The following is a 17,536-nucleotide window of genomic DNA, read 5'->3' as shown; positions in this document are numbered from 1 at the left end:
AACCTACCAGCCGGTAACCGATGATGTACAGGGTCGTACATCATTTATCGTCGCGCCATCGACCTTTCTTCGGCTCCCGTTTGGACGGAGCACGGCTCGGACAGGGTGCGGGTTGTGATCCAGCACAAAAGCGGCAGTGCGATCAGCGGGATCAAGGCCGTCCGCAGGGAAGTGTGGTCGGCGACCGTTCCGATGACGGGACTCGCGAGACCGCCGATGCTGACCGTCAGGCCGAGAGTGACGCCGCTGGCGGTGCCGACCCGCGTGGGGAGGTAGTCCTGGGAGAGGGTGATCTGCAGTGAGAACGGGATGTACAGGCTCACCGCGGCCAGCAGGACGAACGGGAAGAAGGCCGGGCCCGGCACGAACACGACCCCCGCGACCGCGCCGATGGTGGCCAGGTACGACCAGCGGATCACGGTGACACGGCCCAGGCGTCCGGCCAGCCTGCTTCCCATTAGCGTGCCCACCGCTCCACCGATGACAGCAGCGAGGCGGCGAGCACGATGCCCGACACTGCCGCGTATCCGTAGGCGCGTTCGGCGGCGAAGAACGGAACCAGCGCGGCGACCGAGCCCTGGTACACGTCCACGCAAGCGCGCCCGGCCGACAACCGGCTCTTCAAAGCCGACCTCGGTATGACGTTCCCGCAGTGGCGCATGCCTGCGGTTGGTCGTCCACGAGCGCGTTCATCGATGTCTTCCGCCGCGCCTTCGGGCACACGCCGGGCACGCACTACCGCGACCCGCCACGTTCCGGCGCCCGTGGCCGCATGTAGTACATGAAGGACCCCTTCCTGTATAGGCGTAGGGAAGGGGGCCTTCACGCGCAGCCGCTGTTACTGCTGGTGCGCATGGGGCGTACATGGCGATCATCGAGTCCGTGAAGGCCTCCTTGAGGGACTCTGGGTCCCTCAAGGAGGCCTTCACGGCGCGGCCATTGGCACTAACCCGAATCGCCATTCGCGACCGTGCCACCTGAACGCGAAAGCGGGGCCGGTCCACAATGGACCGGCCCCGCCTCTGCTTCGTTCGCTGCTTACGCCTCGCTACGGCGACGGCGCACGAGCAGCACCATCAGCACACCCGCGCCGAGGAGCGCGCCGCCGATCACCAGCGGCATGGTCGCGGAGGCACCGGTGTTGGCCAGCTCGTTGCCGCCACCCGATTCGGCGCCACCGGGGGTGGTGGGGGCCGGGGTGTCGGTGGCGGGCGCGCCACCCTGCTGCCAGCTCGCGGTCGCGTTCGCGACGACCGAGGTCTTCTCGGACTCCGCCACGATCAGGGACTGCGCGGGCACCTTGGCGTAGTTCTCGCCCACGAACAGGCGGCCGGTGTCGAGGTGACCGCTCACCTTCAGCGAGAACGAGCCGTTGCCGTCCTTGGCGTCCTTGGGAACGTCGACGTAGACCTTGGTGCCGTCCTTGATGGCCGCGGCCTTGATCTCCTTGCCGTCGGCGTCGGTGACCTTGACACCTTCGGGCAGCTTGCTGGTCAGCTCGGTGATGTCACCGTTGGTGGCGACGCTGAACGGACCGATCTTGGTGCCGGTCGCACCAGAGGCCTTGGCCGGGCCGATGTCGAGGGTCGGCTTCGGCTGCGCCCCGATGCCGACGTTCTGCTTGCCGGTGAGGTAGTCGTAGACGGCCAGCACGTCGGCGGACTCTTCGGCGCTCTCGTAGGGCAGCGGTTTCTTGCGGTCGAGGTCCTTGCCGTCACTGAAGTGCCAGACGGCGGCCTGCGTCGCGGTCACGGCCTCCTCGACGGACAGGCCGTCGGTCAGCTTGACGTCCTTGCCGAGGGCGCTCTCGATGCCCTTCACGGCGACCGCCGGGTAGCCGTGGTGCAGGACCCAGTTGATCTTCGAGTTGTTCTTGTTGAACGGCGAAGCGGCGTCCGGGTACTTGTTCCACGGGCGCTCGATCATGTCCTGATCGGTGCGCATGCCGACCTCGACCTGCACGCAGTACATCTTGAGCTTGCTGCCATCGGAAAGCTTCAGCCCGAACAGCTTCGTGACGTAGTGCTGCCCGCCCTCGAAGTTGACGCTGAAACCCTCGGTGCCGGAGCCTTCGACGACCCGGCCCCGCGCCGCGCCGTCGTCGGCGAGGGCGGCCGGAGCGGCCATCGTCAGCGCGACGGCCGCGGTGGCTACCGCGATCCCGCCACGAACCAGAACAGACCTGCCGTGCATGTGTCTCCCATCCGAATACGGACCACGAATGCCAGTGCCGCGTGCGACCACAGGCCCCGACCGCAACGGCTCGCCCGGATGGGGGATGACTAATCCCATCGAGCGAGAGCGGAGCATACAGAAGTCACACATGTGGCTACTCGGGGGTATGGCCCATGTCCGAATTGCCCCGATAGAAGAGTGAACGACGGGAAAACGATCTTGGGCGAGTAGATGACCTCGCTGCCAGGCGGGACCCGGGGCGGTCACGCTCCGTGGGATGGGCCGGCCGCGCGATCGCCCGGCCGGAGAATCGCACCGACACCGAAACCGTCCGGGATGTTCGGGATCGATTCCGGTGGCATTCTTTCTCGCGATTGTTTGCGGCCGTGGAAGTGGTGGAATGGCGGCGGGAGTGTCGGAGATCACTGTATGTGGTGATGTCGTCCATGCCTCCTGTATCCGGCGCCAGGTGGCCGATGCCTTGGTTCTTTCGGGTAGATGTACCGGGCTCGCCGGGAGAGATCCCGCACGGCGAGGTAGACAGGGAGGTTCGGGTATTCGCCGGAGTTCTCGGGTGGGGCGTGCGGGGTGGCACGACGTGAAACCGTGTCCGGGAATTGCGCGGACAAAAGAAAACGGTCGTGCGGGGAGACACGAGCATGCGATCTTTGACGCGTGAGCCACGATTCTGTTCGTCGTGGGATTCTGTTCTCGAACGTGAAGAACCGCGGCCGGATCGCTGCCCGCCGGGGTGTGGTCATGGGAGATGACCTCGGTTCGCGGTCACCCTCCGGCACGCCGATCCCCCGTCAGTTGCCTCCGGTCCCCGCGCATTTCACCAGCCGGACCGTCGAGCTCGAAGCGCTCGACTCGGCCGCCGCTCGCCAGGAGGACGAATCGGCCGATCGGTCGCCGGCGGTGACCGTGGTGGTCGGGCCCGGTGGTGTCGGCAAGACCGCGCTCGCGGTCACCTGGGCGGTCCGGAACGCCGGACGTTTCCCGTCGGGGCAGCTGTACGCGGATTTGCGCGGGTTCTCACCGGAGACGGCCGTGCCGCCCGAGGACGCGCTCGGAGCTTTCTTGCGCGCGCTCGGCGTCCCTCCGGAGCGGGTGCCGGTCGAACTGGCCGAACAGGCGGCGCTGTTCCGGACCACCACCGCGGGGATGCGGCTGCTGCTGGTGGTGGACAACGCGATCTCGGCCGCCCAGGTGCGGCCGTTGATCCCGGCTTCGTCGGGATGTGTCGTGGTGGTCACCAGCAGGCTGCGGCTGGACGGCCTGCATGCGGAGGGCGCGCGGTTCGTCGACATGGCGCCCCTGCCGGAGGAACACGCCGTCGAGCTGCTGACGCGTTCGGTGGGCAGGTCGAGGGTGGCCGGTGAACTCCCGGACGTGACCACACTGGCGGCACTGTGCGGACGGCTGCCGATCGCGCTCCGGGTCGCGGGTGCGAGGTTGGCGTCCCGGCCGAAGTGGCCGGTGGCCAGGATGGTGGCGGAGCTCCGTGACGAACGGGTGCGGCTGACGAAGCTGTCACCGGTGGGTGAGGCGTCGTTGACGGCTACCTTCGACTCGTCTTATTCGGCGTTGTCGCCGCACGCGGCCCGGCTCTACCGGCTGGTCGGCGAGCACCCGGGGCCGACGATCGAAGTGGGGGCGGCGGCCGCCGCGGCGCGGGTTTCCGAACACGAGGCCGCGGACGGGCTCCAAGAGCTGGCGGACGCCAGCCTCCTCGAGGAGATCGCCGAGGGTGGCTACCGGTTCCACGATCTGGTGCGGCTGCACGCACGGGCGCTGCCCGACGACGAACGGCTCGAAGTCGTCGCCCGGATCGCGGACTGGTACCTGCACCGGATGACGCGGGCGAACATGGTGGTGATCCCGATGCGCTGGAGCGTCAGTACCGTGCGCGCCCGGTACGAGGACGCGCCGGCGTTGTTCGCCACGGGTGCCGAAGCCCTGCATTGGCTGGACGAACGGCTGCCCGACATCATCGAGGTGCTCGAAGAGACGTCCGCGCTGCGGCAGGACGAGCTCGCCTGGCAACTGTGCGAAGCCCTCTGGGAACTCTTCCTCTATCGCAAGCACTATCGGCTTTGGATCCGGACGCACGAGGCCGGCATCACCGCGGCACGCCGGTGCGGCCACGCGATCGCCGAAGCCCGGTTGCGGTGCCAGCTGGGCCGCGCCTATCTGGATCTGGGCCGGTTCGAAGCCGCGGAAAGCGAATGCCTCGAGGCGGCGGAGCTGGCGAGGGGAGCCGGGAGCCGCCACAACGAGTCCGTGGCCTTGGACCAGCTGGGCATGGCGGCGCAAGGCCGTGGCGACTTCGAGCGGGCGGTCGGGTTCTTCGGCGAAAGCCTCGTGATCGAGCGGGAACTCGGGATCGACCGCGGCGTCGCTCAACGGCACCGCCGGATCGGCGAGGCGTTGCTGCAGGCGGGCCGGACCGCCGACGCCGCCCGGCACCTGCGCCTCGGGCAAGAGCTGTTCAAGGAGATCGGCGATGTGAAGGGCGAGGCCGAGGTCACCCTGTCGCTGGCGCGGATCGACGCGCGGGCGGGCGAGATCACCGCGGCGAAACGCGAGCTCGAACGCGCCGCCGCGGTGCTCGACGAGTCAGGTTCGGCCGTCTATCAGTCCGATGTGCTGGTGGCGTTCGCCGAGGTCGCTGAGCTCGAGGGCGATCTCGGCGCCGCTCGTGGCCGGCTGACCAAGGCGCTGGACCTGTGCGGTCCGATCGGCGGGCTGCGAGTGGAGCGGGTCCGTGCCCGGCTGGACGCCTTGGACGCACGGCGAGATCAGCCGCAGCAGCCGGAGCCGGCGTCCGGCGAGTGACCACACGTAGGCCCCCGCGCCCGCCAGTTCGGCGGACTCGCACGGGATGGCGACCACGTCTCCCGTGCGGTCGCCGATGAGACAGCGCCCGGGAGAACACGCGACGGCGACGATCGTGAGACCGGGCAGCCGGTCGAAATCGCTCGTGATCACGCCGCGGGCGTCCGCGACCAGGTGGGGTCCTGAGTGGACGAGCACGTCGGCGAGGGAGGCGCGGGTTCCGTCGTTCGCGTCGCACAGGAGGAACGAGCTTCCCCCGGCGTCGACGCGACAGCTCCCGGCAGTGACGCGCAACCGCGCTACAGAGGCAGGCATGGCAGCACCTCCGCCATCGGGACGGGCGACACCGGGACCGCCCTGGCCGGTTCGGGCAGGCCGAGGAGCCGGTACATCTCGGTGCGCAGGATCGCGCCGGCACGACCCGGCCGGGACGAGAGCAACTCGCGGACCTGCCCGGCCACGCCGGTGGACTCCGCCTCGCACAGCAGGGGGAGAAGGGAACTGCCGGGCGTCCAGCGGGGCGCGTGTTCGGCGATGACGGCGCTGGGCGTGCCCGGCAGCAACGGTTCGGTGCCGTCCACGGCCAGGAGCACCGGTTTGCCGATGCCGGCCGCGTAGCCGGTCACGGAGCCGTAGTCGCCGATGACGTGGTCCGCAGCGATCAAGGCGGCCCGCCAGCTGCCTTCGGGCCGCAGAAGCTCGAGCCCGGATCGCAGGCTGTCGGCCAGCCAGGTGCGGATCTGCCAAAGGCTGTGGTGCGACCAGATCTGGGGGTGAAGGACCCCGAGCACCCGGTACTGTTCGGGGGGAAGTTCGCTGAGCACCCGTTCGAACAGGTCGTGGTGCCGTCCGAAGGCCGACCGGTCGGACCAGGTCGAGGTGACGACCACGAGGCGCCGGTCGTCGGTCACGCCGAGACCTCGCCGGTAGTGATCGCGAAAGGGAAGGCTGGCGACGAGCCGATCCAGTGCGATGTCACCCGCGACGACGGCGGCGGGGACCGCGGGAGGGCAGGTCTCGGCGAGGACGTCCCTCTCGCGATCGTGGACGAGCACGATGGAGTCGGCGCGCACCCGTCCTTCCCGCATCAGCTGGCCCGCGTCGAGCCCGACCTGGGGAGTCCAGCCGGGCCCGGCGTCCGGGGGCCGCCACGGCCGGTACTGGCCGAATCCGCCGCCGTGCGGGACCAGCAATACCGGCCCCGCGACTTCGTCGATGCCGCGCTGGCTTGCGGCGAGAACGAGGTCGTATTCACCGCGCTTGGCCTGCGCCCAAGGCAGGACTATTCCGCCTTGGGCCTCCACGAAATCGTGCGTGGCACGCCAGGATTCCCACTCCGGGACGGTGAAGGTCGCCTGGACGCGGTGGTCGGCCTCGAAGAGCGGGAGCAGATCGAGGAGCCGGTTTCCGGCGACGATGTGCGGGATCATCACCAGCACGGATTTGACGCCCTTGCGTGTCGCCCAGTGCTGATCGGAACCAGCCACCGGACTGCGGACCCACGATAACTCGGTCATGAAATTCCCCTCGATCGAACTCCGGTATCCGCAGTCAGCATGGGAGCGATCGTGGAGAAAACGGCTTCGGCCGGTGGTCAGTTCATTGACAGATGATCAACGGTGATCGCCGAAGTTTGACAATTAAGCCGATGACCTGGCCTTATGCGCGGTCTGGTGGAAAAATGATCCGGCGGGACAGGGGTGGCGAACCCGGGTTCGCCATGGGGAAGGGGCGCACTCGTGGAAATCGCTTTCGGAATTCTCGGGCAGACGGCCATGCTAATGCACGGGAATGTGGATGTGAACTGGGCGGGTCCCCGGCCGAGGCAGGTGCTGACCGCGTTGCTGACCGCGCCGAACCGCCGATTGTCACTGGACGTCGTCGTGGACTGGGTGTGGGAAGAGCACGAGAAGGCGCCACAGGACGCGCACTCGACGCTTCACCAGAACGCGACCAAACTGCGCCGGGCGTTCCACGAAAAATCCGTGCCCGCCAACGTGAGTGTGGGCAAAGGGGGTTGCCTGCTGGAGATCGAGCCGGGACTGATCGATCACTTCGGCTTCCAGGCCATGATGGACAAGGCCCGCCGGTTCCGCGAAGCCGGTCAGCACGACCGCGCGCTCGTCGAAGCACTTTCGGCCGTCCGATTGTGCCGGGACGAAGCCTTGGCCGATCTCCGGACCGAGCGTGCCGACGGATGGCGCGCCTCATGGGAACGTAGTGAGTGGATTCCCGCCAACGCGTTCGTCGTGGCTGAGCAATTGGCGACCGGACAAGCCGACGCCGCGGTGCGGAAACTGGCGGAACTCGAACAGGCGCATCCCAGGGAACTGAGCTTCGAGAAATTGCGAATACGGGCGCTGGCCGAAGCCGATCAGCCCGCCGAAGCCGCCGACTTCTTTCGGGCGACGTATGCCCGTTACCGTGAGGCGGGGGAGACAAGGGCGGCGGAAGAACTGCGAGCGGTCAACGACAAGGTGCTGATCCGGCCGGATCGGGTGATTCGACGGCGCGAACCGGCCCCGCTCGATTCCACCGGTCAAAGTGAACACGTGATCCGGCATTTGCCACCGGACGTCGACGACGTCGCGGGAAGAGCCGATCTGATCGCGCTGCTCGACGCCTACACGACCGATTCGGCGGGCGCGCCGAAACGAGCCGCGGTGGTGGTGACCGGAGGACCCGGGGTCGGGAAGACGACCTTGGCGGCCAAATGGGCCCACCGTGCGGAACGACGGTACCGGCACGGCGCGGTCATGCTGGATCTTCGCGGTGACAGCCAGGCCGCGAAGGCCGACGCCAGCGAAATAGTCGACACACTCTTGTCGTTGCTGGATTTTCCGGTCGACCAAGTGGTCAATCCGATCGCCCGCGCCGCGAAACTGTCGGCGCTGCTCGCCCGGCGCTCGATGCTCGTGATCCTCGACAACGTGCGCAGCTCCGATCAGGTCGCGCCGCTGCTCGGTGTCCTGTCACCCTGCACGGTCCTGATCGTTTCGCGGTGGCGCCTGAAATCCTTGTCCGCGAAGCTGACTCCGCCGGTGATCACGGTGTTCCCGCTCGCCGACCGGTATTCCTCCGCCTTGTTGACCCGGCGAATCGGTCACCGCGCGCGAGACGACGCGGAGGGGGTCGAAGAGCTGGTGCGGTTGTGCCGGGGCAACCCGTTGGCGCTGACCCTGGTGGCCGAACGCGCGATCTCCCGGGCGGGTACGCGGATGCGGACCCTGGCGAGCCACTTGCGTGACGCCGACCTGTTGCTGGACCTCGGCGACGAAGGCGACTGGCCGGGGATGAGCCTGAGGTCCGCCTTCGCCCTTTCGTACCACGACCTCGAGCCCGCCGAGCGGCGCGTGTTCGCCCTGATCGGCCTGCATCCGAGCGCCGAGATGACCCCCGCGGTGATCGCCGCCGCGGACGGTCGCCCGGCAGCGGAGGTGCGGCGCTCGCTCGACATACTGGTCGCCGCGCATCTGATCGAACACCCCGCCGACCTCGATCGCTATCGCGTGCACGACCTTCTCCATCTGTACGCCGCGTCCCTGGCCGCGCAGCTGTCCGATGTGGACCTCGCGCGGAGGAAGATGTTCGAGTTCTACCTGCGCGTGGTCATCGACGCGTATCGCTTGCAGTTCCCGCACAAAGAGCTGCTGAACCTGCCTCCGATGGTGCGGGCGGCGCCTGCTCCCGGGTTCCGGAACGTCGCCGAAGCGCGGCAATGGGTGTTGCGGGAACGAAAGTCGATCATGGCCGTCAGTGCGGCGTCGGAAGGTGTCCTCAATGGAATCTCGTACCTCCTGCCCGCGATGGCCTCGGAATTCTTCCTGTTGCAGGGGAGATACCCCGACGCGGTCGAAGGGCTGACCATCGCCGTCCGTGCCGCGACGGCGCAGGGCGACGAGAACTCGCTGGCTTCGTGCCTGAACGATCTCGGGGTCGTGCACATGCTCGCCGGCGCCGACGACGCGGCCGAGCGGTGCCTGTCGCGCGCACTCGAACTGGCCGACGCCCACGGGATCGCGATCGGCGGGGTGACGGTCAGGCTGAACCTGGCCCGAGTGCATTTCCATGCCGGTCGTGCGGCCGAAGCGGTCGAAAGGTACCGGAAGGTCCTTCCGTCCGTCCGTGCGCTGGGCGAGCCGATGTTGTGCGCCAGCGCGGAGCACCGCTTCGCCGATGCGCTGCTCGAGGTGGGTGGTCACGAAGAGGAAGCGCTCGCTCTGTACCGGGAGGCCTTGAAACATCGGCGTGCGGCCGGCGATGCCACCGAACTGATGCGGGCACACGCCGCCCTCGGTGCGCTGCTGGTCCGGCTCGGCAGGCTCGCCGAAGCGTCGGTCGAGTGCGCCGCCGGGCAAGCGTTGATCGAGGCGAGTCAAGACCTTCCGACCGTCATGAAGCTCAACACGGTGCTCGCTCAGCTTCGGCACGCGGAAGGCGACGCCCGGGCGGCGCTGCGGCACGCGCATCTGGCGGTCGCCCTGGCGAATAGGACCCAGCACGCGACGGGGCGGGCCCGGGCCCTGGCCGCCCTTGCGGCTGTCATCTGGGAGCACGGTGATCCCGACGACGCGCGGGAGCTGTGGCGGGAAGCCGCGGAGCTCTACCGCGGGCGGGCTCGGCTGGCGAAGGCGGACGCGATCGAGGCGTTGCTGGCCGAACTGGACGCGCAGGGACCGCTTGTCCCGTCGGCCCGCAAAGGTGAGGGAGACACCGTGGCGATGCCCCCGCCGCATCTGCGGATCGCCCGAGGCCACCGTTCCTGAGACCCACGTCGTACCGGTGAGTAGTCACCGTAAAGAGTGATGTGCCCTTCATTGCGCCACTTAGAGTTGATTGAGGGTGCTTTGCGCAGCTCTTTCGAGCTGAAGAATTTTCGCGAATTCCCGGCCGGGCTTGCGGCTACTCTGGAGTAGTTTCGAGTGGCGGACATCGTGGGGCGGGATGCCGCTCGCTCGCGGATCGCTTCGGCGGCATTCGGTGCTTGCCGACTTGCGTCGTCGCAGAGAGAAGTCGCAGTTCAGGCGTTCGTGTGACGTGTCGCTACCGTCAACTGCGTGGAAGTGTGATGGGGCGCTTTCATGCCCATTCTCGGCATGAGTACTCTCTCCTCCAGTCGTCCTGTGGAGACGTCGGCCGGAACCCGCTCGGAATGTGAAAGAGCGCCTTGTGAAGTTAAAGACGTGACCTCATCCGGCTCACCCTATACCCGTTTTTCAGATGAGAGGAACCGTGCGACGGTGATCGAGCGTTACATTTGGATCGTGTACTTTGCGTGACGGTCAACGTCATGCGCTGTAAGTAGGGCCCTGGTTCTCCGGGCATGGCGAGGTCCGCCCGGAGAACCAGGCTCCGGCAGGCGTTCGGCACCTGTGGCTACTGCCGCCCCCGCGGGCGAAGGACGACACCTTCCGCGAGGAGGATCCGGCGGGTCTGGTCGTAGCTCATACCGTGGATGGCCGCCAGCTGTCGGATGCTCCGCCCCGCCAGGTACGCGTTGACGAGCCCTGGCGGCGTGGGTGGGAGCGGGATTTTCGGCGGCCGGAGCGTGACGCCGGCGGCCAGCAGGATGGTTCGTACTTTGCGGTAGCTCAGCGAGTGGCGTTCCGCCAGGTTTTCGATCGTCGCACCGTCGTTGTAGAGACGGACGAGTTCGGCATGCAGCGAATCGGCGTCGGTATGTTCCCCGGCGCTGTCGTCTTCCCCGGTCATCAGATCATCGCCGCCCGCACAGCTCGATCATTCCGACCCTCCAGTCAAGGGCGCGAGCGCCTGATCCCACACCGCTGACCGAGTGTTTCCCCGCGGAGGTGGTGTGTCGCCTCGGCGTGTCGCCGACAACTCGCGGGCACATGGTGTCCATTCCGGGCTTGCTTCGGGAAAATTCGAGCGCTTCGGCGTCGTCACTTCGGGGGAAGTCCGGCGCCGGAAAGAAACCGACGAAAAGCTCGCGTATGGAGGTACCGCCACTCCGCCGGTCGCTGTTGAATTGGACCAGACCATTCACTGGCGATTGGAGTCTCACATGACGCGACGGCACCTCCGCCGGGGGTTGTCCCTGGTGGCCGGGCTCGCCTTGGCCGGAGCGCTGCTCCCGGCCGCGAGCAGCGCGGAAACCCGAGTTCCGCTCGGTGAGCTGACCGCCATGGCGACCAAGGTCGCGTCCGGGCTGGTGAACCCGACCGCGATCACGGCGCTCAACGACGGAAGCGGCCGGATCCTCATCGTCGAGAAACGCGGTGTCGTCCGGGCTTTCCACCCCAGGACCGGGCTCGCCGCCAAACCGGTGCTGGACATCAGCGACAAGGTGAACGGCGCGGACGTCGAACGCGGGCTGCTCGGGCTCGCGATCGCCAAGGACAGGCGCGCTTACGTCGCCTACACCCGCAAGTCCGACAGCGCGGTGACGCTGTCCCGGGTGCGGTTCGACACCGGTGAGCTCACCGAGCTGATCACCCAGCCGCACGCCGAGTTCCCCAACCACAACGGCGGCCAGCTGGCGTTCGGCCTGGACGGGTATCTGTACTGGGGGATCGGCGACGGCGGTGGAGGCGGTGATCCGCTGGCCAGCGGGCAGCGGCTGGACACGCTGCTGGGCAAGATCCTGCGCGTCGACGTCAGCCGCGCGTGCCGTCCGTTGAAGTACTGCGTCCCGCCGGGCAACCCGTTCGTCGGCGTCGCGGGCGCGCGGCCGGAGATCTGGTCGTACGGGCTTCGCAATCCCTGGCGGTTCTCCTTCGACCCGGCCGATGGTTCACTGTGGATCGGCGACGTCGGCCAGGGCCGCTTCGAGGAGGTCGACCACCTCGCCAAGGGCAAGGGCGGCGCGAACTTCGGCTGGTCCTGCAAGGAGGGGCCGGTCGTATTCGACGAGACGCGGTGCAAGGACGGCGTGACCTACACCGAACCGGTCTTCCACTACATCTCCGGTGCGGAGGGCTGCGCGGTCATCGGCGGGCACGTCTACCGCGGCAGGAAGTACGCCTCGCTGGCGGGTGGGACCTACCTCGCCACCGACTTCTGCCAGGGAACGGCCTGGGCCGTCCGCAAGAAGACCGACGGTACCTACGAAAGCGCCCGGATCGGCCAGTTCCCGCTCGACGCCACCACGTTCGGCACCGATCAGAACGGCGAGCTGTACCTTGCCGACGAGCAGCCCGGTGGACTGCACCGGATCTCGTTCGCGCGCAAGGGCTGAACCGGTTGCCCTGCCGCGTCCGCCCGGCGCGGCAGGGCACCGGATCGCGTTTCATCAAGTTTTCATCATCGCTCCATAGCGTGAGTTCGGTCGATGAATTCAGTGATGGAGGGCGACGTGGAGCAAGCATTCCCGGCCGGAGGCGCGCAGTGGCCGCCGCCGCAGGGCTGGGTCCCGCAACCGGTACCGGCGCCGCCCGTCCGGAAAACCCGGTGGCCGCTGTTCGCCGGGATCGCCGGGCTGGTGGTGGTGCTCCTCGCGGGTCTGACGACCTGGTTGCTGTGGCCATCGAAGGCGGGCCGCGAACCCTTCGAACAGGCCCTGGCCGGGCTTTCCTCGGCGCCCGCAGTCCGGAACAGCACCTCCGCGGTCGGCGGGATGATCGAGACGGACGTCAAGACCACGGCGTACGGCGAGACGTCCGGCACGATGTCCTTCCAGGGCAAGAAGATCGAGATCCTGGTCGTCGGCGGCAAGGTCTTCTTCAAGGCGCCCGACGGCATGTTGCCCGGGGCGGCCGCGGATTCGGCCGAGGAGCTCAAGGACCGCTGGATCACCGGCGAGGACGAGCTGTTCGGCCCGGTCCTGCAGCAGTTCGAGTCCCCGGAGAAACTCGCCGCCCGGTTGCGCGAGGCGCTGGAGCGGGCGGACGAGATCACCGAGGGGCAGAGCGTCCGGGACGTCCCGGCGCTCAAGGCGAGCACGCCCGCCGGTGACCTGTACGTGTCGAGGGAAGCGCCGCACCGGCTTCTCCGCTACTCCGTGAAGATGCCCGCCGGCATGCCTTCCCTGCCCGGCGCGGGTTCGCGGCCGCAGCCGCCGTCGGGTGCCGGTCTCGGTGACTCCGATGTGGACGCCTTGTCACCGCAGGAGACCGAAGCCGTCTACGACGAATTGACGTCGAACACCAAGAAGCTGACCGGCGCCGTCAATACCGGCGTGCGGTTCGACATGGACGGCGCGGCCACGGTCGCGTGCGGTGCCTCGGGCTGCACGGTGACCGCGAACGTCTCCAGTTCCGCCTCGGCGAGTGGCGGGAAGGTCACCGGCCAGGTCAACGCCACGATGACCGCGAACGTGACCATCGGCGGCCGCTCGGCGGGCAGTTGCCGGAACACGGCCACGCTGCCGCTGAACGGCTCCGGCTCGATCAGCTGTGTCAACGGTGAGGCCGGCGGCGTCTTCTCGGCCGTCGAAGCGGAGAAGAAGGCGGACGCGGAAGCTCGATCGCGAGCGTCGGGCGGCGTGCCGGTGCAGTACCAGATCGAGAGCCTCGCGTCGGTTTCCGTGTTGGCCGAAGCGATCGGGCAGGTCGAGATCACCCGGCTGATAGACGAACTGGGGCAACGGCGGTCCCAGCTCGGCGGCAAGTAAGAGAACAGCGCCGGGCGAACGGCTTCGATGCCGCGCGCCCGGCGCTTTCGCGTCCCGTTGTTTCGGGTCAGTCAGTGCCGGATTCGATCGCGGCGTGGTCGAGCAGTTCGTCCTCGCCCGAGGCCTTGCCGCGGGAGGCGATCGCCTGCGCGCCACCGGCGTCCATCGCCCCGATGAGGCCGGTCGACGCGGCCTGCGCGGCGCCGATCAGCGTCGGGTGCCCGCCGCCGACCATGCCGAGCCCGGCGTACTGCTCGAGCTTGGCGCGCGAGTCGGCGATGTCGAGGTTCCGCATGGTGAGCTGGCCGATCCGGTCCACCGGACCGAACGCCGAGTCTTCGGTGCGCTCCATCGACAGCTTGTCCGGGTGGTAGCTGAAGAACGGGCCCGTGGTGTCGAGGATCGAGTAGTCCTCGCCGCGCCGCAGCCGCAGGGTGACCTCGCCGGTGACGGCCGCGCCGACCCACCGCTGCAGCGACTCGCGCAGCATCATCGCCTGCGGGTCCAGCCAGCGGCCTTCGTACATCAGCCTGCCGAGGCGGCGGCCCTCGTTGTGGTAGCTGGCGAGGGTGTCCTCGTTGTGGATCGCGTTGACGAGCCGCTCGTACGCCGCGTGCAGCAGCGCCATGCCCGGCGCCTCGTAGATCCCGCGGCTCTTGGCCTCGATGATCCGGTTCTCGATCTGGTCGGACATGCCGAGCCCGTGCCGTCCGCCGATGGCGTTGGCCTCCAGGACCAGGTCGACCGCGGTGGCGAACTCCTTGCCGTTGATCGTCACCGGGCGGCCCTGCTCGAAGCCGATCGTGACGTCCTCGGGCGCGATCTCGACCTCGGGGTCCCAGAACCGGACGCCCATGATCGGGTTCACGATCTCGATGCCGGTGTCGAGGTGCTCCAGCGACTTGGCCTCGTGCGTCGCGCCCCAGATGTTCGCGTCGGTGGAGTAGGCCTTCTCGGTGCTGTCCCGGTACGGCAGGCCGTGCGCCTGCAGCCACTCGGACATCTCCTTGCGGCCGCCGAGCTCGCTGACGAACGCGGCGTCGAGCCACGGCTTGTAGATCCGCAGGGACGGGTTCGCGAGCAGGCCGTAGCGGTAGAACCGCTCGATGTCGTTGCCCTTGAAGGTCGAGCCGTCGCCCCAGATCTGGACGTCGTCCTCGAGCATCGCGCGCACCAGCAGCGTGCCGGTGACCGCGCGGCCGAGCGGGGTCGTGTTGAAGTAGGTGCGGCCGCCGTTGCGGATGTGGAAGGCGCCGCAGGCCAGCGCCGCGAGCCCTTCCTCGACCAGCGCGGCCTTGCAGTCGACGGCGCGCGCGATCTCGGCGCCGTAGGCCTTCGCCCGGCCCGGGACCGACGCGATGTCGGGTTCGTCGTACTGGCCGATGTCAGCGGTGTAGGTGCACGGCACTGCACCCTTCTCGCGCATCCACGCGACCGCTACCGAGGTGTCGAGGCCGCCGGAGAAGGCGATCCCGACGCGTTCGCCGACAGGCAGAGAGGTGAGTACCTTGGACATGATGGAAGTATATGCATAGGTGTGTATGACCATGCAAGCCGGGGTGAGCGGCGCAACTCGGGTGGGTGGACGACCTGTCCGCGCGTCCGGCCGTGCCGAATACCTGACATGAAGACTTCGCGGGCCGCTCGGGAACCACGCCTCCCCTTCTTCGGGGCGGCGCTGATCGGCGTCGTGGCCCTCGCCGCGGCGCTGGCGGCAGGCCATCTGGTGGCCGGGTTCATCAGCGCCAACGCCTCGCCGTACCTCGCCGTCGGCAACGGGGCGATCGATCTGACACCGGTGGAGCTGAAGGATTTCGCGGTTCGCACGTTCGGCGTCTACGACAAGCTCGTCCTGCTCGGCGGGATGGCCGTGGTGATGGTGCTCGCCGCCGCCGTCGCCGGGATCGCCTCGCGGCGGTCACCCGTTCCGGGCATCGTGCTGATCGCCGCCTTCGGCCTGCTGGGCGGATTCGCCGTGTCGCAGCGCCCCGACCTCTCGCCGGTCGCGCTGCTCGCGCCGCTGGCCAGTTTGATCGCCGGGGTCGGCGTCTTCTTCTGGTTGCACCGCGTGGCCTCGGCCGCTCCCCGGGCCGAAGTCGCGGGAGCCACGCCGTCACGCAGGTCGGTGCTGCTGGCCGGGGCCGGTGCGGTCGTGGCCGCCGGTGCTGCCGGGGCCGGAGGGCAGTTGCTCGCCGGCACGCGAGACGCGGAATCGTCCCGGACGGCGGTCGGGCGGCTCGTGCCCGCCGAGCCGGCGCCGCCGATCCCGGCCGACGCGGATTTCGCCAAACTGGGCACGCCGACGTTCCTCACCTCGAACCGCGACTTCTACCGCGTCGACACCGCCCTGTCGGTGCCGCAGGTCCGGGCCGAGGACTGGAGTCTCCGGCTGCACGGCATGGTGCGCGACGAAAAGCGGTACAGCTACGAAGACATCCGCAACCGCCCGCTGATCGAGCGCACGATCACCATGACCTGTGTGTCCAACGAGGTCGGCGGCACCTACGTGTCCACGGCGAACTTCATCGGCGTGGACCTCGGAGAGCTGTTGCGGGAGGCCGACGTCCTTCCCGGTGCGGAGCAGGTCTTCTCCACCAGCGTCGACGGCTGGACCGCCGGCAGCCCGGTCGTCGCCGCGCTCGACCCGGAGCGGGGCGCGATGCTGGCGATCGGGATGAACGGAGAACCGTTGCCGGTCGAACACGGTTTTCCCGCGCGAATGGTCATCCCCGGTCTCTATGGCTATGTTTCGGCGACGAAATGGGTCGAAGACCTGGAGATCACCACTTGGAAAGCGCGCCGCGCGTACTGGCTCGATCGCGGCTGGGGCGAACAAGCCCCGATCAAAACGCAGTCCAGGATCGACAGTCCGAAAGGATTCGAAACGGTATCCGCCGGCAAGGTCCGGGTCTCGGGTGTCGCGTGGGCGCAGCACACCGGCGTCGAGCGGGTCGAAGTCCGGCTCGGGGCGAACGGAAGCTGGCAGCCCGCAACACTTTCCCGTGAGGTGGGCCTCAACACCTGGCGCATGTGGTGGACCGAATTCGGCGTTCCGGCCGGCAGTCACCAGGTCACCGTCCGGGCCGTCGACAAATCCGGCTACACCCAGACCGACGCTCGCGCCGGAACCGTTCCCGATGGAGCGACCGGCTGGCACGTCATCAGTTTCACCGCACGGTGATCGGCGTCACCCGGAAGGGTGGCAATCCGATTCCGCGATGGTTCCGAATACCCGGTAAGAGTCCGAAAAACAAATGGAGTGATTTTCCGTGAGCAAGCTTCGCGTCGCAGGAATCGGTTTCACCGCGGTCACCGCGCTGGCCCTGGCCGCCTGCAGCAGCAACGACAGCGCTTCGTCCGGCAGCTCCAGCAGTGCCCCCGCGCCCGCCTCGTCCTCGTCGATGTCGGCCCCGATGTCCAGCGCCGCTTCCGGCGACGGGGTCACGACCAACGCCGACGTGTTCGGCCCGGCCTGTTCGAAGCTCCCGCAGGGCAGCGCGCCCGGTTCGCTGGACTCGATGGGCCCGCAGCCGGTCGCCAGCGCCGCCTCGACCAACCCGCTGCTGACCAAGCTGGTCGCCGCGGTGAAGGCCACCAACCTGGTGGACACGCTCAACAGCCAGCAGGCCATCACCGTGTTCGCCCCGGCGGACCCGGCTTTCCAGGCACTGGGCGACGCCAAGTTCGCCGAATTGGCCGGCAAGCCCGACCAGCTGGCCCCGATCCTGCAGTACCACGTCGTCGGCAAGCGTTACGACGCCAAGGGCCTGGAGTCCGCCAAGTCCGTGGAGAGCCTGAACACCGCGGGCGGCCCGGTCAAGATCGAGGGCACCGGCGAGAACATGACCGTCAACGGCGCCAAGGTCCTGTGCGGCAACATCCCCACCAAGAACGCCACCGTCTTCGTCATCGACAAGGTGCTGACCCCGGGCACCAACAAGAACTAGGTCC

General features: G+C 68.2%; 12 protein-coding genes. 6 read left to right on the top strand and 6 right to left on the bottom strand.

Annotation, left to right across the window (positions count from 1 at the left end):
- Positions 1-44: 44 nt before the first annotated feature.
- The 3 genes from ACIRGA_RS15160 to ACIRGA_RS15150 form a co-directional block, all read right to left on the bottom strand.
- Positions 45-470: a hypothetical protein gene (locus ACIRGA_RS15160; protein WP_400941204.1), complete on the bottom strand. Its 426-nt coding sequence runs from the start codon at positions 468-470 to the stop codon at positions 45-47.
- Positions 458-592 (bottom strand): hypothetical protein, encoded by a 135-nt coding sequence (locus ACIRGA_RS15155; RefSeq protein ID WP_400941202.1) that lies wholly within the window; start codon positions 590-592, stop codon positions 458-460. The genes ACIRGA_RS15160 and ACIRGA_RS15155 overlap by 13 nt, the downstream gene beginning before the upstream one ends.
- Before the next feature lie 446 nt (positions 593-1,038).
- Positions 1,039-2,193, bottom strand: a complete 1,155-nt coding sequence (locus tag ACIRGA_RS15150) for a Cys-Gln thioester bond-forming surface protein (RefSeq protein WP_400941200.1) — start codon at positions 2,191-2,193, stop codon at positions 1,039-1,041.
- Between the two features lie 741 nt (positions 2,194-2,934).
- Between ACIRGA_RS15150 and ACIRGA_RS15145 the strand changes: the two genes are divergently transcribed.
- A complete protein-coding gene (locus ACIRGA_RS15145; protein ID WP_400941197.1) occupies positions 2,935-5,013 on the top strand; it encodes a tetratricopeptide repeat protein in 2,079 nt (692 codons plus the stop codon).
- A gap of 299 nt (positions 5,014-5,312) precedes the next feature.
- On the opposite strand, the gene ACIRGA_RS15140 is transcribed toward ACIRGA_RS15145, so the two are convergent.
- Positions 5,313-6,530 (bottom strand): hypothetical protein, encoded by a 1,218-nt coding sequence (locus tag ACIRGA_RS15140; RefSeq protein WP_400941195.1) that lies wholly within the window; start codon positions 6,528-6,530, stop codon positions 5,313-5,315.
- Between the two features lie 222 nt (positions 6,531-6,752).
- Here ACIRGA_RS15140 and ACIRGA_RS15135 point away from each other — a divergent pair, with 222 nt between their 5' ends.
- A complete protein-coding gene (locus ACIRGA_RS15135; protein WP_400941192.1) occupies positions 6,753-9,779 on the top strand; it encodes a BTAD domain-containing putative transcriptional regulator in 3,027 nt (1,008 codons plus the stop codon).
- A gap of 610 nt (positions 9,780-10,389) precedes the next feature.
- Here ACIRGA_RS15135 and ACIRGA_RS15130 read toward each other — a convergent pair.
- Entirely contained in the window at positions 10,390-10,725 is a 336-nt protein-coding gene (locus tag ACIRGA_RS15130) for a helix-turn-helix domain-containing protein (protein ID WP_400941190.1), read from the bottom strand.
- A gap of 313 nt (positions 10,726-11,038) precedes the next feature.
- On the opposite strand from ACIRGA_RS15130, the gene ACIRGA_RS15125 reads away from it, so the two are divergent.
- Both ACIRGA_RS15125 and ACIRGA_RS15120 read left to right on the top strand, forming a co-directional pair.
- On the top strand, positions 11,039-12,211 hold the full coding sequence (locus ACIRGA_RS15125; protein WP_400941188.1) for a PQQ-dependent sugar dehydrogenase: 1,173 nt from the start codon (positions 11,039-11,041) through the stop codon (positions 12,209-12,211).
- 117 nt (positions 12,212-12,328) lie between these two features.
- Positions 12,329-13,585, top strand: a complete 1,257-nt coding sequence (locus tag ACIRGA_RS15120; RefSeq protein WP_400941186.1) for an SON protein — start codon at positions 12,329-12,331, stop codon at positions 13,583-13,585.
- A 67-nt stretch (positions 13,586-13,652) separates the two neighbouring features.
- On the opposite strand, the gene argG is transcribed toward ACIRGA_RS15120, so the two are convergent.
- Positions 13,653-15,101 carry an argininosuccinate synthase gene (argG, locus tag ACIRGA_RS15115; protein ID WP_034321733.1) on the bottom strand — a complete coding sequence of 483 codons (1,449 nt, stop codon included), beginning with the start codon at positions 15,099-15,101 and terminating at the stop codon, positions 13,653-13,655.
- Positions 15,102-15,209: 108 nt separating this feature from the next.
- On the opposite strand from argG, the gene ACIRGA_RS15110 reads away from it, so the two are divergent.
- Both ACIRGA_RS15110 and ACIRGA_RS15105 read left to right on the top strand, forming a co-directional pair.
- Positions 15,210-16,766: a molybdopterin-dependent oxidoreductase gene (locus tag ACIRGA_RS15110; RefSeq protein WP_400941183.1), complete on the top strand. Its 1,557-nt coding sequence runs from the start codon at positions 15,210-15,212 to the stop codon at positions 16,764-16,766.
- Between the two features lie 88 nt (positions 16,767-16,854).
- Positions 16,855-17,532 carry a fasciclin domain-containing protein gene (locus ACIRGA_RS15105; protein ID WP_400941180.1) on the top strand — a complete coding sequence of 226 codons (678 nt, stop codon included), beginning with the start codon at positions 16,855-16,857 and terminating at the stop codon, positions 17,530-17,532.
- Positions 17,533-17,536: the final 4 nt, after the last annotated feature.

Source organism: Amycolatopsis sp. NPDC102389, from assembly GCF_044765885.1.
Taxonomy (GTDB): Bacteria; Actinomycetota; Actinomycetes; order Mycobacteriales; family Pseudonocardiaceae; genus Amycolatopsis.
This window is presented reverse-complemented; position numbering and strand designations above follow the sequence as displayed.

What these genes read in the sequence shown, in the direction of transcription:
- ACIRGA_RS15150 (WP_400941200.1), bottom strand. Translation starts at nt 2,193, where the DNA reads ATGCACGGCAGGTCTGTTCTGGTTCGTGGCGGGATCGCGGTAGCCACC.
- argG (WP_034321733.1), bottom strand. Translation starts at nt 15,101, where the DNA reads ATGTCCAAGGTACTCACCTCTCTGCCTGTCGGCGAACGCGTCGGGATC.
- ACIRGA_RS15140 (WP_400941195.1), bottom strand. Translation starts at nt 6,530, where the DNA reads ATGACCGAGTTATCGTGGGTCCGCAGTCCGGTGGCTGGTTCCGATCAG.
- ACIRGA_RS15130 (WP_400941190.1), bottom strand. Translation starts at nt 10,725, where the DNA reads ATGACCGGGGAAGACGACAGCGCCGGGGAACATACCGACGCCGATTCG.
- ACIRGA_RS15125 (WP_400941188.1), top strand. Translation starts at nt 11,039, where the DNA reads ATGACGCGACGGCACCTCCGCCGGGGGTTGTCCCTGGTGGCCGGGCTC.
- ACIRGA_RS15145 (WP_400941197.1), top strand. Translation starts at nt 2,935, where the DNA reads ATGGGAGATGACCTCGGTTCGCGGTCACCCTCCGGCACGCCGATCCCC.
- ACIRGA_RS15110 (WP_400941183.1), top strand. Translation starts at nt 15,210, where the DNA reads ATGAAGACTTCGCGGGCCGCTCGGGAACCACGCCTCCCCTTCTTCGGG.